Raw genomic sequence first — 15,700 nt, forward strand, 5'->3', positions numbered from 1 at the left:
TATGGCTACTATTACTACTAGACAAAATACTATCAATAATTTATCATCTACTTTGTTAAAGGGCGTAGTAACCCAGAAAGCGAGTAGTGATATTGCCACTAATAAAAGCAATAATAAAGTGAAATGTAATAACAGCCATGATGATATAGATAATACTATATCTATCAGTAGCGGGCTTTATTATGTACTTTTAAGATATGTTGATCAATATATCTATCACATAACGGCTAAACTCTTTTGTTTTGTCGGGAGGTGTAGGAAATACAATAGCCAATTTATTGGTAAATACCTACAGCTAGTCTCGTTTCTAGTTACTAACCGCCCCGATACACTTAGTAAACAAAAACGAGGAAATATAGCCATGTCTAAATATAATCAGAATACAGAAAACTTATTTTTTATCGATATCAAAAATGATTGCATGGAATGTAAAGACCATAAATACAATCTAGATATTAATGATACAGTCTTATTTGATAAATCAATTAAAGCAGAGCCTAACAGCCTTGCTATCATCAAAAATTATCAAAATGAACATACTATAGTATTACTCAAAGAAACGGCTACTAGCGAGCTTGTAGGACTATATATTAACCCTAAATATAACGATTTAGTTATAGATATTAAAGAAGTTGTAGCGATTGGTATTGAAGTTAGAAAACAGGTTAGATTTTTGAGGGGATAAGACAATGAATAATATTAAATTTGAAAGTTATATATCAAATCTTGGTTACTCATTGCCTAATAGCTTTAATTATAGCATAGGTATTGGGGAGCTGATTAGATTTAGTGATAAAAATAAGAAAAATAATAATAAAAACTTATGGTTAAAGAATATTGATAATAATATATTTGTCTTTGGCGATTGGAAAACAGGCGAAAAGTACACTTATATAGATAATGACAATCAATATAACTATCATGACAAAAAAGAAACTAGTTATAAATTGCAGCAACTAAAACAAGCTGAATTACAAGAAAAGAAAATGCTAGCAAGTAAATTAGAAAGTTATTATTTATCTTTACCTAAAGCAGATGATAACCACCAGTATTTAGTCGCTAAGGGTATAAAAAGCCATGAAGCTATCAAACAGGATAAAGACAAATTAATTATCCCATGTATTGGAATAGATGAGCCTTTCAAAGGTAAGCTACAGAGCATACAAACTATATTGCCTAATGGCTTTAAACAATTTTTTAAAGGTGCTAATGCTAGTAGTAGTTATCTACCATTAAATGAGCCTAAAACTACAGATTGTTTTGTATTTGTAGAGGGCTTAGCAACTGGTTTAAGTATACTAAATAGACTTAATTCTATTTCTACAAAAGGAAGCTTATTTAATCAAGAGGTTAATAATGATACTTGTATAATAGTTTGTTTTAATTGTAATGGCTTAAAACCTATTATTAGTTATTTCTATGGCTTATATCCTGAATCAGAGTTTTATATATTTGCTGATAATGATTTAAGCGGTGTAGGTATTCAAAAATCTAAAGAGGTTGCTGCAATAGTCCTAAATGTAAATATTAATCCCCCACCGCTAACAGATGAGCAAAAACAAAGCGGTTTATCTGATTGGAACGATTATTTAGAATCTAGGAGGGTTATATAATGAATGTTTTAAAATATGCGAGTGATATAGCAGAGCCTAAACCTTTACCATTACCAAGCGACAGAAAAGAACTACCAATATTTAATATTGATTGTTTACCAAAAGTTATAGCTGATTATGTAAATAATTTAGCAAATGCAATGCAACAGCCTAGACAGTATATAGCTACTTCATGTTTAGTTAGTATTGCTGGTTTACTAGGTAATAAAGTTTGTTTAGATGTTGATGATAGAAAAGCCTATCCTATTCTTTGGGGTATGCTGATTGGCGATAGTGGAACTGGTAAAACGCCTAGTATTAATGAGCCTATGCAACCAATAAAAGAAATAGATAAAGAGTTTGTCAAAAAATATAAAAAAGCTTTTGAGGAATATAGTAAAAAGTTATCTATTTGGAAAATGGATGTTAAAGATTTAGAATCTAAATATAAAAGTGCAACAGATGACTTTAAAAAGCAACCTATAGAAAAAGCTTTAAATATCAAGTATGGGGAAAAACCAATAAAGCCATATTCTAGGGAAATATGTATTAATACAGCTACTAAAGAAGCTTTACTAAGTCAATTAGCAGATGACAGCCCTAACGGTTTGATATTAGAAATTGATGAGCTTATGGACTTTATACATTCAATAATTAGAACTGAAAAAGTAGAAGACCATAAACTTTATGTAGAAGCTTATAATTGTGGAAGCTTTAAAGATAAAACCCAAAAATATGGTACTAAATATGTTGATAATATAACAATACATATTATTGGAGGAGTACAAACTCAAAGGTTATTAGAATTTACCAATAAATATAATGGTAGTGGCTTATTAGCTAGGTTTCAATTAATCCCTATAGCTGAAAAACAGCAAAGAACATATAAAGATATTAAATTAGATTTTAGGATAAAAAGCGAGTATTTAAACTTACTTAATAAGCTAAAAAATATCCCGCAGAGGTTTAATATAGTTGATAATGAAAAAGTCAAAGCAGAACCTAAAAAGTGCAGTTATACAAATGAAGCCAAGAGCTTATATATTGACTGGTTTAATAAAAATGAAAAAGTAAAAAATGAGAGTGGGCAGAGTGATTTAATGATAGAGTATCTAGGCAAGGCTAATAATACTTTTCATGCTTTGGCTTTGATATATCATCTAGCAGATAATCACGATAACGACCATATAAACAAAGAAGTAGTACAAAAGGTTATAACTACCTTAGAGTATTTTTATAATTGTGCAGATTATCTCTATGGTTATAATTTCAATAAGTCGTTAGATTTAGCCAAAAAGATTGTTAATATCAAAACTAAGTTAAAAAAGAAAAATGGCTTTAGTATTGGCGATGTTACTAGGGAAACTGTTTTTAGAAAGCTAGATAAAGAACTAGTACAAGAGGCTTTGGATATATTAGAGCAAAACCACCATATAAAGAAAACTGATAAGAAAGGTACTAAATATACTAAATATGACTGGTTATAATATCTTTTTTCTAATCTCTTAACACAACTAACACAATAACACAATTACCCTAGAAACCTTTTAAATAAAGGCTTTGCAGTGTGTGATACCCTTAACACAGAAAATAGCTAAAATAACACAACTCTAAAAATCAGCCTAATTTATAACATCATATAATTACTTTTAGCATTGTATAACTAACAAAATGTAATACTCATAATGACAATCAATATACAAAAAGTAAGGTTAAAAGATGGATAAAATACTAAATTTTAATGAAAAGCCCACGCCTATAGAAAGTTTATCAATAAGCGAGATATACGAAATTTTATACCAAAATGGTTTAGAACATATACTAACAGAGGGTACAGATAATCAAAGAGATGTATTAACCGCAATTTTGTTAAATATTCTAGGTAAAGATTTAGATTTATTACTTGGTTTACTTTTTGAGCTTGGAGATGTAGCAGATAGAGGGTATCAAGACAACAGTATTAAGAAGTTAGAACTTAAACAAAGACTTATCAAGTTATTTGACTATATGGAGGTTATTTAAATGAGTGTGGAGGCGATAGCATGGCAATATGGTTATACATTACCCGATAATGTAGAAACTCAAACTATGGCTAAATATAGGTGGTTTGATAAAAGCAAATATATAGTAAGAGTAGACTTTGATAGCTTTGTCTTTGGTAATAAGAGAACAGGCGAAAGATACAAGGTAGTTAATGGCGAGTTAGTAGAAAAAGAGCAAGGTATACAAATATGACAGAGCAAAACCATAATATAGAGTTTAAGAGTAAGACTATACTAATTACACTTAGAATAAATGAAAATGAATTGCAGCAACTTAAAAATACAGCTAATCAACATGGTGTAGGCTATTCTGTAATAGTCAAATCATTAATTTATAAATTCAATAGAAACTTAATCAATTTCTTATAATTCTACTATACTAAGGTTTTCATAAAGGTATAAATAATAGTTGTGTTAAAATCATGTTTTTATGTGTTAGTATACCCCCACAGCTCAAACCCTTATATAGCAATGCTTTTGGCTATGTTGTGTTGATTGTGTTGGTTGTGTTAAGGAAAATAAAAAATACAATTACAAAGCCAAAATTAGACAATCTAATAATTAGATATAATATCTGTTATCAAAACTATCTATCACTTATCTATGACAACTAAATTAACAGCTAAACAATTAGAATTTTGTAAGTATTATTTGCAAAGCGGTTGTATGACAGAGGCATATATACAAGCCTATGATACCGAAAACATGAAAGACCAAACTATTTATAATGAAGCTAGCAAATTACTAAAACATGAAAAAGTAGCAGAGTTTATAGAAACTATCCAAAAAAGGGAAATGCTAGGGGCTTTTAATACTAGACAAAAGTATTTAGATAAACTAGATGAGATTATAGATAGTGATGATAGTACTATGGCGGAAAAGATACAGGCGATTAATACAATCGCTAAGCTTAAACAATGGGATAAAAGAAAAGCAGGTTTACAAATAGACTATCAAGAGGAATACGATTTAATACAAAGAAGTCTAGCTACAAGTTTACTAGGCGACCCTGACAGATACCCTAGAAAAGATATCTAATTACCGCTATAATACCCTTAGTTTTTTGGCTACAAAATATAGGGTACTTTGTTTAAAGTGTATCCTAAACTGTATCCAAGAATCAATATTTTAAACTTGAGTGCCTATAAGTAAAGGCTTTTGGCTGATAGTTCGTATCCCGCTCGGCACCAAATATGATTTCTAACAAGTATCGAAAAATCTTTAAAATCAATATTCTTAGCTAGCTTGATAGTTTTATATAGTCCCAAATCATATCAATGAAGTTCTTGATAAAGTTTTGCTTATAAAAACGGAATTAGAGCAGGCATATTATTAGATTTAATTATCCTTAAATTTCCAAATCTAATATAGTGACTTTAGATCATTATTGCAAGAAAGGCTTTTCATGAAAAAGTTATTGTAATAGTTTCAAAATATACCCACAAATAAAGAAAAATTATTAAACTTCTTTGAGGGTAAGTAGATAAATATGTAAAAACTATTTTGAGAATGTAAATTTTGTGACTTTGTTAGAAATAATTTTTAAAATACCTGTATTGAGAGCTGTTTAAGTAAATATATCGATAGCATCTATAAAATATTTTTTATTATTGATAACATAGCTATAGTGTATTAGGTATATCTAATTAAATTAGCTATCTATGAGTAGACAAGTCAAAGAAGTTGTAGACAAAAATATAATAGAAGGTACAAGGTATTTTATATCATTAGTAGAGCTGGGATCTTATGCAGCGGTAAAGAGTTATTATTCGGTCGAAGTTAATACTATTAGAAATAAGTTAGAGCTGTTGGAAAGTTATCTAGGAGTTAAATTAATTCAATCAGGTAGCAATAAAGTCGAAATAACAAAATATGGTAAAAAATACTATGCATCTTGTCATAAGCTATATATAGATTTAGAGAATAGTATTCTTTCCAGTAAATATAAAGGTGTTGATAAATTAAAATATATAAGAATTTTTGGTACTAGAACATTTGTTAATTATATTTCTCCAGCTATCCATGAGGTAGACCCTAAGAATGAGTATACTTTTACATTTGATAGCTATCTTTTATCTCAAGCAAATAGTTATATTTATCAGTTGAATAACTATGATATAGCATTTATAGCGTTTAAAGATTTGGATAAAATAGATCAAGATCATTGGATGGTCTGTGCAACTATAGATTCAGTAAATTTGCCATCTAAGATTTATGTTAACCAAGAGCTATTAGATAAGTACGATTTAAAATCAAATCCTCTGAATGTTTTTGAACTTCCTTTCATTATGCGTAGAGATCAGCCTTCATTTAGCTTAAATATTACGGTAGATGGTAAATCTGTAAATCAACAGATTAAAAATATAAAGTATTTGGTTGAGGATGATGGCCATAAAGTATCTCTTATTGATAAAGGTTTAGGAGCAGGGGTTCTTTTGGATAACTATGCCAAAATATCAAATTCATCTATAATTAGTATAGACAGTATTACAACGGAAACTTTTTATGATATGCAGGCAGTAATAGTGTCAAAGCACCTTAGAAATAGAACAAGGATAATAGAGTTTCTTCGTAAACAAATGAATAATTATGTCAGTACTGTTTTAGGACAGTAGCTATTGCTTTATATGCCATTGATATTATAAGTTCGTAATGGTAATTTAAAGTCATCTTTCAAAAAAAAATAAGTTAAAAAATGAGAAAAGTTCTAATAGCTTCTAAGATGATTTTATTGATAGTAATATCTACGTCAGTTATGTACGCAGATGATATTCCACCAGCTAATTCTATACCTATGGATAAAGTTATTTCTAATATTTATGCCAAGGGATATGATGGAATTAACAAAATAGAATACGATGATGGAGCTTATAAAGCGAAAGTTATCAATAATGCCGGTAAAGAAGAATATATATACATAGATCCAAATACAGGTGAAGTTCCCTTGCCAAAAAAAGGCTCAAAAGAAATCAATATGAGCGAAGCTATAAGGGCGGTTCCTAGTGATAGGTGTAAAACTATTACTAGTGTTGAAAGTAAGAATGGTGTATATGAGATTGAATGTGTAGATAATAGCCAGCAGGAAGTTAAGGCGTATGTTGATGCAATTAGTGGTAAGTTATCTCAGATTAGATATGATGATTAGATAAAAAGGTTAATACAATCATTTAGAAATAAATAACCTTTGTCTGTTGGCTCGATCTTGTTGTTAGGAAAACTTAGTAACCCTTTTTCTACCCCTTGCGATAATCTTTGGATAATTTCATTCTTAGATAAAAAAGTTTGTTGCTCAAAAGTGCTGATACCAAAGCCATTTTTTAATCTTAAAGCATTTAACATAAACTCATATATTAGTTCATTTTTACCAACAGTATTAAAATCTTTTATACAGTTATTTGCTTGTGAATATATTTTGGGATGTTTGTGTTTCCAGGTTCTTTTAATCTCTTTGGTTTGAAGGTTTGTAATCTTGCTATGAGCTCCAGCACCAATACCTATATAGTCGCCGAAATTCCAATAGTTTGAGTTATGAATAGATCTTAAATTATCTTTTGCATAAGCGGATATCTCATATTGATAGTACCCAGATTGTTGGAGTAGTTTTTTACCAGTTATTTCAATTTGCTCTAAAGTTTCTTCGTCTGGTAGTTTTGGAGGCTTTGCTGCAAAAAGAGTATTTGGTTCTATAGTTAGTTGGTACCAAGATATATGAGTTGGCTTCATTGTAATTGCTTGAGAAATGTCAAAAATACCATCCTCAAAGCTTTGATTGGGAAGCCCATGCATGATATCAATATTAAAATTCGAAATTGTTGAATTCTTAATCTCTTCAATAGTTGTATAAACATTGTCGCAATTATGGATTCTACCCAATGACTGCAGCTTTTCATTTTGAAAGCTTTGTACACCAACTGAGATACGGTTTATACCAATATTTGCATACTCTGAAATAGAGCCACGTTCGACAGTACCAGGATTCATTTCTAGAGTTATTTCACAATTGGGATTAAGCTTTGAATTATCTTTTATGTTTTGTAAAACTTTACCAAGATAATCAGCTTTGAAAAGTGAAGGTGTGCCACCCCCTATAAAAATACTTATAACTTCTCTATCTTGTAGATCAGTTAGATGAGTATCAAAGTCGGCAATCAGCTTTTTGTAATAATCTTGTGAAAGATATGTATCATCTTTGATTGCATGAGAGTTAAAATCACAGTAAGGGCATTTACGGACACACCAGGGAAAGTGTATGTATATTCCTATTTGCTTGTTTATATTAAACATCTTATGCCTTGAAGATGAGGAATTTACTAACAACAAAAGTATATACTGCGACTAACCCCATCGTTATAAACAGTGCAAGTAGATATTGTATATGCAGAAGATGAAGTAATACGTAATATATGCCTTCATTGAGCGCTAAACCAATCATTACATTGATGAAAAACTGTGTAGCAGCCTTTTTATGTGATTGAGTTGTTGTGGAGAATGTCAAAAATCTATGTCCAAAATAGCTGACATTAAAAGCAATAAGAAATGCAAAGAAATTTGCAACCATAGGCTTAAAGATATCAAGTTCAACCAAGAACCATACAATAACAAAGTTAGTTATTGATGCTAATATACCTATAATAATAAAATAAGATAGTTGTTTTTTTAACATTAGTTTGTGGAGTTTTATATTAGTTGTTTATATTATAACTATTAAAGAGAATTTTATAAGGGAAAGTTAGATGGAAATAATTAAATATCAATTGGGAATTACTGAGGGTTTACCATCATCTGCTTTATATATGATGTTTAGTATCAATAAAGATAATGATGTCAAGTTTGGATTGAAGGTATTACAAAAGTTTGTCGATGGTAAGAGTGTGGTTGCTGGATTTGGTAAAGATCTTTTGCAAATGTTTGATCTTCCTAGTGATGATAATTTCAAAAGAGCTAAATTCAATAATGAAAGAATGCCTGATAATGATGGTTATAACTTGGTACTTTGGCTAAGAGGTGATGATCGAGGAGAGCTATTTCATAACGCATTAAACATCAGAAAAGCATTGCAAGATTTCTTTACTGTAGAAAAAATAGTTTCTAGCTACACCTATCATGGAAAGTATGATTTATCAGGATTTGAAGATGGTATTGAGAATCCTAAGGGTGAAGAGGTTGTTCCAGCATCGGTAATACCAGAAGGCAAGTTAGAGGGGTCGAGCTTTTGGGTTCTTCAGCAATGGTTACATGACTTTGATTGGTTAAATAGTGCAAGCCAATCAGCGAAAGAAGAGTGTATTGGTAGATCTTTGGATGATTCTCATCAATTTAAGGATTTGAAAGACTTCGCTCATGTTAAGAGATCTGCTAAAGAAAACTTTGATCCAGAAGCAGAGTTACTAAGAAGATCAATGCCTTGGTCAGATGATAATCTAAATGGAGGCTTCATGTTCTCTGCGTTTGCATTATCATTTAGATCATTCAATTTACAGATGGGCAATATGCTCGGTGGTAGTGATGGTATTGTTGATGGAGTGTTTAAATTTTCAAAAATTATTGAGACAAGCTACTTATGGTGTCCACCTTTCAAAAAAGGCAAGCTTGATATTTCACTATTAAAGTGATGCAAAATAGCTGAAAGATTATATTTTATATACAAATAGTCATTAACAGGTTAAAATATACGCGTGTTATGCAAAAATTAATTAGTATCTACGGAGGTTAAAGCATGTCTGATATTAAAAATATCACTAAGCTACAGATAGAGGAAAAAGGAAAGAAATACTCTCTGTATAGCTTAAAGAAACTTTCTCAAGAGCTTGGTAAAGATGTAACTCGTCTTCCTTACTCTATCAGAGTATTACTTGAAAACCAACTAAGAAATATAGATGGCTACAAAGTAAAAGAAGATGATATGCATAAGGTTTTAGATTGGGACGCTAAAGCTAGCTCAAGACCTGAAATTCCACATATGCCAGCTAGAGTGGTGATGCAAGACTTTACAGGTGTACCAGCGGTTGTTGATTTAGCTGCTATGAGAAAGGCTATCAAAGACGCCGGTGGTGATGCTGATAAGATTAATCCTCTTGTAGATACAGCTATGGTAATTGACCACTCTGTACAAGTTGATTTCTATGGTACAAAAACAGCTCTAGCACAAAACGTGGCTAAAGAGTTTGAAAGAAATGGTGAAAGATATAGTCTACTTAAGTGGGCACAAAAGGCATTTGATGATTTCACTGTAGTACCACCTGGGATGGGTATTATTCACCAAGTTAACTTAGAGTACCTTGCAAAAGGAGCACTAGTTAAGAATATTGATGGTGAAGATGTAATTTATCCAGACACATTAGTAGGTACAGACTCTCATACTACCATGATCAATGGTGTTGGTGTAGTAGGCTGGGGTGTAGGTGGTATCGAAGCTGAGGCTGTAATGCTGGGTCAGCCGTACTACATGGTACTTCCAGATGTGGTTGGTGTTAAACTAACTGGTAAGTTAAAAACTGGTGTAACGGCAACTGACTTAGTACTTGAGATTACAGAAGCACTTAGAAAGCATGGTGTTGTAGGTAAGTTTGTTGAGTACTATGGAGAAGGCCTCGAGAGCTTATCTCTACCAGATAGAGCTACTATCGCTAACATGGCTCCAGAGTACGGTGCTACGATAGGTTTCTTCCCAGTTGATGAAGTAACATTAGACTTCTTTAACAATACAAACCGTAGTGAGCTTGTTGATGCAGCTCGTGATATGTATAAAGAGCAATTACTATTTAGAGAGAATCCATCAGAAGAGCCTGAATACTCTAGTATTGTAGAGATAAACTTATCTGATATTGAGTCTAACCTTGCTGGTCCTAAGCGTCCACAAGATAGAGTTGCTTTCCATGATATGAAAAAAGCATTTGCAGAGGCTCTGGTTCATGAGCAGGGTCTACATGGTTTTGGTTTGACAGAAGAGCAACTTAAGAAATCTGCAGGAGTAAAAGGTTTGGGTGAGAAAATCACTCATGGTTCTCTTGCTATTGCTGCAATTACTTCATGTACAAATACATCAAACCCATCACTACTTTTAGGTGCTGGTTTATTAGCTAAAAAAGCTAATGAGAAAGGTCTTAAAGTTAAGCCTTTTGTTAAAACATCTCTAGCACCTGGATCTCAAGTAGTAACTCAATATCTTGAGAAAGCTAACTTATTGCCAGAGCTAGAAAACTTAGGCTTCAACTTAGTAGGTTATGGTTGTACTACTTGTATTGGTAACTCAGGACCTTTAGATGAGCCTGTTGTTGATGCAATCAATGAAGCTGATCTTGTAGTATCTTCTGTAAGTTCAGGTAACCGTAACTTTGAAGGTCGTATTAACCCTCATGTTAAAGCAAACTATCTAGCATCTCCTATCCATGTGGTTGCTTATGCTTTAGCTGGTACTGTTGATTTTGATCCTGTTGAAGATGCAATTGGAACTGATGCGGAAGGTAATGCTGTATACTTGGCAGATATTTGGCCTACTACAGAAGAAATTGCTGCAATCCAATCAGATGTAATCAATTCTGCAATGTTTGAAAAAGCATATGCTACAGTTCTTGATGGTACAGAAGATTGGAGGAAACTTGATGCTCCTGAAGGTAAACTTTATGAGTTTGACAGTTCTTCTACTTATATCCAATGCCCAAGCTTCTTTGAGAAGTTCGCAGAGGGTAATGATGACCTAGATATCAAGGGTGCTAGAACTTTACTTATGTTGGGTGACTCTGTAACTACAGACCATATTTCACCTGCTGGAGCTATTCCAGAAGAGTATCCTGCTGGACAATATTTGAAGTCTCATGGTGTAGAGAAAAAAGATTTCAACTCTTATGGTTCTCGTCGTGGTAACCATGAAGTTATGATGAGAGGTACATTTGCTAATATCCGTATTCGTAACTTACTTCTTGATGGCGTAGAAGGAGGATATACTAAGTATCATCTTGATGGCTCTCAACAGTATGTATTTGATGCTGCTATGAAGTATAAAGAGAAAGATATTCCTCTTGTTATTTTGGCTGGCAAAGAATATGGTACTGGCTCATCACGTGACTGGGCTGCAAAAGGTACTTTCCTATTAGGTGTTAAAGCAGTTATAGCTGAGAGCTATGAGAGAATTCATAGATCTAATCTTGTAGGTATGGGTGTGTTACCTCTTCAATATCTTGATGGTCAAAGTGCTAAGACTCTTGGTCTAGATGGTACTGAAATGTTCAATATCAAAAACTTGAATAATATTCAGCCTCGTCAAACAGTTGTTGTTGAAGCTGTACATCCTAAGACTGCTCATACTACAACGTTTGAAGCATTAGCTCGTTTAGATGCAGATGTTGATGTTGATTATCTGAAGAACGGCGGTATCTTGCAAACAGTTCTTAAAGATATGATGGATCAAAAAAAAAAATCTAGTTCAGTAAACACTGATAATAATTCTTGCTCTAAAGACTCTGAAGAGTCTTCTTGTCCATTTGCAAGAATAGCTAATTTCTTCAAAAAATTATTCAAATAATTTATCTCTAAAAATAATTTAATTCTTTGTTTTTTTTGTTTCTTAATAGTGATAAAGTTTTACTATAACTATTAATTTTATTTTTTATATATGATAAGAAAATTATTAACTCTGTGTGTGCAAAAAAAAGCGTCAGACTTACATTTATCATCTGGTTGTAAAGCTAAGTATAGAATTGATGGGGACTTGATTGATATCGAAACATCTCCTGTATTAAATGATAAGATGATCTCTCAAATGCTCTTGGAGATTATGACAGATGATCAAAAGGATGAGCTTGTAGAGACCTATGAATGTGATTTTTCAATTGATGATAAAGATAATGATGCAAGATTTAGGGTTAATGCATTTTTTCATAATCGTGGGTATGGTGCTGTATTTCGTCGTTTAGAGAATACTATCCCCACTCTAGATCAGTTCGGGGCTCCTAAGATTCTGAAAACAGTTCAAGCTAAAAAGGGTGGTTTGATACTTGTTACTGGGCCTACAGGTTCTGGTAAAAGTAGTACATTAGCAGCCTTAGTAAATGAGATAAACCAAAAAGAAGATTCTCATATCCTAACGATTGAAGACCCTGTTGAATTTGTACATACAAGCCAAAGAGCTTTAGTTAACCAGCGTGAGGTCAAAAGAGATACAAGAAGCTTTAACGCAGCTTTGAAATCAGCACTAAGGGAAGATCCTGATTGTATCCTTGTTGGGGAAATGCGTGATTTAGAAACTATACGTTTGGCTCTTGAGGCAGCTGAAACAGGTCACTTGGTACTAGGGACATTGCATACAATGTCAGCAATCAAAACAGTGGATAGGGTAATATCGGTATTTCCACCAGCTGAGCAGGAATTAGTCCGTAATATGTTAGCAGAATCTTTACAGATTGTAATATCTCAGCGTCTTCTTAAGCGTAAAGGTGGTGGGCGTGTTGCTGGGTACGAGGTTCTTATTTCTAATACTGGTATCAGAAATATGATAAAAGATAATAAGCTTTCTCAAATATACACAGCTCTTCAGACTGGTACGGCAAAAGGTATGGCAACTATGGAGCAAAGTATAGAAAACCTTCTTAAAGCGGGAACAATAACTCCTGAAGAGGCAGTTAAGTATATAATAATAAGATAGGGTATGTTTCGATAATATTTGATTCTGTGTTTGATATTATAATAAATTTTTAATCTGATTGGCCAATATTAAAGCACTTGTAAATGCAGATTCAACACGCCCCTTTATACACCAGTCACCACATGCGGATATATTTTGGTTTGTATCAATAAAGTAACCAGGTGTATTTTGTTTACCTATATTTGCATAACGCCAGGCATGTAGTGTTCTATAATCTGGCTGATTTAGATTTATAGCTAATATCTCTTTGACTCTTTCAAAAATTGTTTCTAGGATTTGTTCACGATCGTAATCAATATATTGATTAGCCCATTTATTTGCAGAGTGTATAATTAAGTAGGGGTATTACGATCTGGTTTTGAGCTGTTGAGAGATATCCAACTAATTATCTCGTCATGTACTAGAGCAGCATCAAAATTCAGATTAATCTTTTTATCATAACCAAGCATTAGTGAAAAGCAGCTATCCATTTTTATCGAGCTAATTTGGTTATAGAAAGAAGTATTTTGAGGTAGTAAATCTTTAAGTTGGTCTGATGGGATTGCAAAAATAATCCAGTCAAAATATCCTAAAAATTGGTTGTTATTATCCTTAACAATCCAAAGTCTATCTTCTTTGGTGATAGAGCTAACACGTGTGTTCAGAGATATATCTAGATCTTGAGCTAAGTATTGCGCTACGGCATTCATTTTAGGAGAGCCAACATAATGTTTATATTCATTACCCCAAGGTTTTTGATTTATTATCTCAGAGTTTTTGATTTCAACAAAATTTGCTTGCCAGTTTTTGATTATGCCTTGATCTATCATTGGTTTAAGGAACTCTTTAAACTCAAGGGATTTAGCAGTGAAATATTGAGCTCCATGATCAAAGTAGTAAGGGTCAGCATATCTTGTTGACATTCTGCCACTAACTCCACGAGATTTCTCAAAAATAGTTATTTGTGCCAAATCTTTTAGAATATTTGCAGCGGTTAATCCAGCAAGACCAGCACCTATTATTGCCACTTTCATACAAGACTCCAAGAAACTGCTAGTGAAATAACAACGCATAGTGTTATTGGTAGTCTTATACATTTGAAATATTTTGAACTAATAAGGTTTAATTTAAAGAAGTAGTAATCGACTTTGAGTAGTATTAAAAATTCTGCTATGAGTAATAATATAAAATCTTGTGGATCTAAGCTTAGATATCCAAGCCAAATTATTATGGCAATTAAATTACTAGCAACTTGTATCAATGTCTTTGTGAAGCTAGGCTCTAAATTAATTTGTCTGCCCCAATGGGTTCCAGCCATAAAACATGTAATAACTAATCCATATACGGATAGAGCTTTTGCTATATTTTCAAATATTAGAAAGCTGTTGTGGCCTAGTAGTATACATGAGGAAAAGAATATGAAAGGAACTAAACCTAGATAGGCAAGATATATGTCTAAGCTCTTGTAGCTTTTCAAATTATTCCTCCTAGTAACTTAATTTTTCTTTGGTTTTTCCTCTAAAGATATAATAAGCATAGCTGGTGTATAACAACAGTAATGGGATCATAATTACAGCTGGAATTAGCGTAAATAGTAGTGTGGTATCACTAGCTTGTGCTTGAGTGTATGTAATGTGATAAGGGATAATATATGGAAATATTAATGCCAGCATACTTGTATATGTAAAGACAAATATTGCTACAGCCGACCAATATGGTAAAGCATGATTTTTAGCATCTATCACTTTGATAAGGACTAAGAAGCTTATAATGGTAAGTACAAAAAGTGCGCCAAGGACAGTCATCTTATAGAAGCTATCTAAAGGTAATTTAGTATATATAGGAGTAATTGCTCCAATAATTAACATTAATATCGCAAGTACTATACTACATGATTTAGCTAGTCTTTTAGCTTTATCATAAAGCTCTCCTTCAGTTTTAAGTATAAGACGGGTTGCGCCAAGTAAGCTATAACCAAATACTAGAGCTATACCCGTAAGTATGGAAAAGCCAGCACCATAAAAAGTACTATGTGGGAAACCTACTATCAATTCGCCAACTATGTAGCCTTGCAGAAAAGTTGCCGTTAATGAAGATATGAAGAAAAGCTTATCCCAGTTTTTGATACCTTTATGAGATTTTAGTCTAAACTCAAAGCAAATACCTCTGAAGAGTATCATAACTACTAAAAGTATCGCGGATAAGTAAATCTTAGGGAATATGTAGGCAAATGCGATAGGAAACATCCCATAAAAGCACGCTAAAGCAAAAACTAGCCATGTTTGGTTACCATCCCAAGTTGGTAGTAATATACTCACTGCAATATCTTTTTGATGATCATCAAAAAATGGAAATAGTGACCCCATGCCTAGAGCAAATCCATCTAATACAATATACAGTAGTAGAGCAAAAGCAATTATAAATAACCAAATTAATCCTAAGTCCAT

General features: G+C 32.4%; 17 protein-coding genes. 12 read left to right on the forward strand and 5 right to left on the reverse strand.

Features of this window, described 5'->3' with window-relative positions:
• Position 1: 1 nt before the first annotated feature.
• The 9 genes from F7308_RS02910 (at position 2) to F7308_RS02950 (ending at position 6,779) form a co-directional block, all read left to right on the forward strand.
• Positions 2–685: a hypothetical protein gene (locus F7308_RS02910; protein WP_013922355.1), complete on the forward strand. Its 684-nt coding sequence runs from the start codon at positions 2–4 to the stop codon at positions 683–685.
• A gap of 4 nt (positions 686–689) precedes the next feature.
• Positions 690–1,613, forward strand: coding sequence for a DNA primase phage associated (locus tag F7308_RS02915; RefSeq protein ID WP_013922356.1), 924 nt, complete (start codon positions 690–692; stop codon positions 1,611–1,613).
• The gene (locus F7308_RS02920; protein WP_013922357.1) at positions 1,613–3,079 is read left to right on the forward strand and encodes a DUF3987 domain-containing protein; all 1,467 of its coding nucleotides are present in this window, start codon (positions 1,613–1,615) and stop codon (positions 3,077–3,079) included. The genes F7308_RS02915 and F7308_RS02920 overlap by 1 nt, the downstream gene beginning before the upstream one ends.
• A 232-nt stretch (positions 3,080–3,311) precedes the next feature.
• Positions 3,312–3,614, forward strand: a complete 303-nt coding sequence (locus tag F7308_RS02925) for a hypothetical protein (RefSeq protein WP_013922358.1) — start codon at positions 3,312–3,314, stop codon at positions 3,612–3,614.
• Positions 3,615–3,827: a hypothetical protein gene (locus F7308_RS02930; protein WP_013922359.1), complete on the forward strand. Its 213-nt coding sequence runs from the start codon at positions 3,615–3,617 to the stop codon at positions 3,825–3,827.
• A complete protein-coding gene (locus tag F7308_RS02935) occupies positions 3,824–4,003 on the forward strand; it encodes a CopG family antitoxin (RefSeq protein ID WP_013922360.1) in 180 nt (59 codons plus the stop codon). Before F7308_RS02930 ends, F7308_RS02935 begins: the two co-directional genes overlap by 4 nt.
• A 234-nt stretch (positions 4,004–4,237) precedes the next feature.
• The gene (locus tag F7308_RS02940) at positions 4,238–4,672 is read left to right on the forward strand and encodes a terminase small subunit (protein WP_083817022.1); all 435 of its coding nucleotides are present in this window, start codon (positions 4,238–4,240) and stop codon (positions 4,670–4,672) included.
• Positions 4,673–5,295: 623 nt separating this feature from the next.
• Entirely contained in the window at positions 5,296–6,249 is a 954-nt protein-coding gene (locus F7308_RS02945) for a LysR family transcriptional regulator domain-containing protein (protein WP_013922362.1), read from the forward strand.
• An 80-nt stretch (positions 6,250–6,329) separates the two neighbouring features.
• The gene (locus tag F7308_RS02950; RefSeq protein ID WP_013922363.1) at positions 6,330–6,779 is read left to right on the forward strand and encodes a PepSY domain-containing protein; all 450 of its coding nucleotides are present in this window, start codon (positions 6,330–6,332) and stop codon (positions 6,777–6,779) included.
• Here F7308_RS02950 and hemW read toward each other — a convergent pair.
• Complete coding sequence (gene hemW / locus F7308_RS02955; protein ID WP_013922364.1) at positions 6,776–7,918, reverse strand: radical SAM family heme chaperone HemW; 1,143 nt, start codon at positions 7,916–7,918, stop codon at positions 6,776–6,778. The two genes, F7308_RS02950 and hemW, sit on opposite strands and share 4 nt — an antisense overlap.
• A 1-nt stretch (position 7,919) precedes the next feature.
• Positions 7,920–8,297 carry a GtrA family protein gene (locus F7308_RS02960; protein ID WP_013922365.1) on the reverse strand — a complete coding sequence of 126 codons (378 nt, stop codon included), beginning with the start codon at positions 8,295–8,297 and terminating at the stop codon, positions 7,920–7,922.
• Between the two features lie 70 nt (positions 8,298–8,367).
• Between F7308_RS02960 and F7308_RS02965 the strand changes: the two genes are divergently transcribed.
• The 3 genes from F7308_RS02965 to F7308_RS02975 all read left to right on the forward strand — a co-directional run bounded on the left by F7308_RS02965 (position 8,368) and on the right by F7308_RS02975 (position 13,274).
• Entirely contained in the window at positions 8,368–9,246 is an 879-nt protein-coding gene (locus tag F7308_RS02965) for a Dyp-type peroxidase (protein ID WP_013922366.1), read from the forward strand.
• A 104-nt stretch (positions 9,247–9,350) separates the two neighbouring features.
• A complete protein-coding gene (acnA, locus tag F7308_RS02970) occupies positions 9,351–12,155 on the forward strand; it encodes an aconitate hydratase AcnA (RefSeq protein ID WP_013922367.1) in 2,805 nt (934 codons plus the stop codon).
• Positions 12,156–12,245: 90 nt separating this feature from the next.
• Positions 12,246–13,274, forward strand: a complete 1,029-nt coding sequence (locus tag F7308_RS02975; RefSeq protein ID WP_041263614.1) for a type IV pilus twitching motility protein PilT — start codon at positions 12,246–12,248, stop codon at positions 13,272–13,274.
• A 332-nt stretch (positions 13,275–13,606) separates the two neighbouring features.
• Here the strand turns inward: F7308_RS02975 and F7308_RS02980 are convergent, their stop codons facing one another.
• Genes F7308_RS02980 through F7308_RS02990 form a run of 3 tightly spaced genes read right to left on the reverse strand, consistent with a single transcriptional unit; the run spans position 13,607 to position 15,700 of the window.
• The gene (locus F7308_RS02980) at positions 13,607–14,287 is read right to left on the reverse strand and encodes an NAD(P)/FAD-dependent oxidoreductase (RefSeq protein ID WP_013922370.1); all 681 of its coding nucleotides are present in this window, start codon (positions 14,285–14,287) and stop codon (positions 13,607–13,609) included.
• Complete coding sequence (locus F7308_RS02985; RefSeq protein ID WP_041263615.1) at positions 14,284–14,730, reverse strand: DUF3429 domain-containing protein; 447 nt, start codon at positions 14,728–14,730, stop codon at positions 14,284–14,286. The genes F7308_RS02980 and F7308_RS02985 overlap by 4 nt, the downstream gene beginning before the upstream one ends.
• Positions 14,731–14,740: 10 nt before the next feature.
• Positions 14,741–15,700: a cytochrome d ubiquinol oxidase subunit II gene (locus F7308_RS02990; protein ID WP_013922372.1), complete on the reverse strand. Its 960-nt coding sequence runs from the start codon at positions 15,698–15,700 to the stop codon at positions 14,741–14,743.

It is taken from the genome of Francisella salina, assembly GCF_000219045.1.
GTDB classification, from domain to species: domain Bacteria; phylum Pseudomonadota; class Gammaproteobacteria; order Francisellales; family Francisellaceae; genus Francisella; species Francisella salimarina.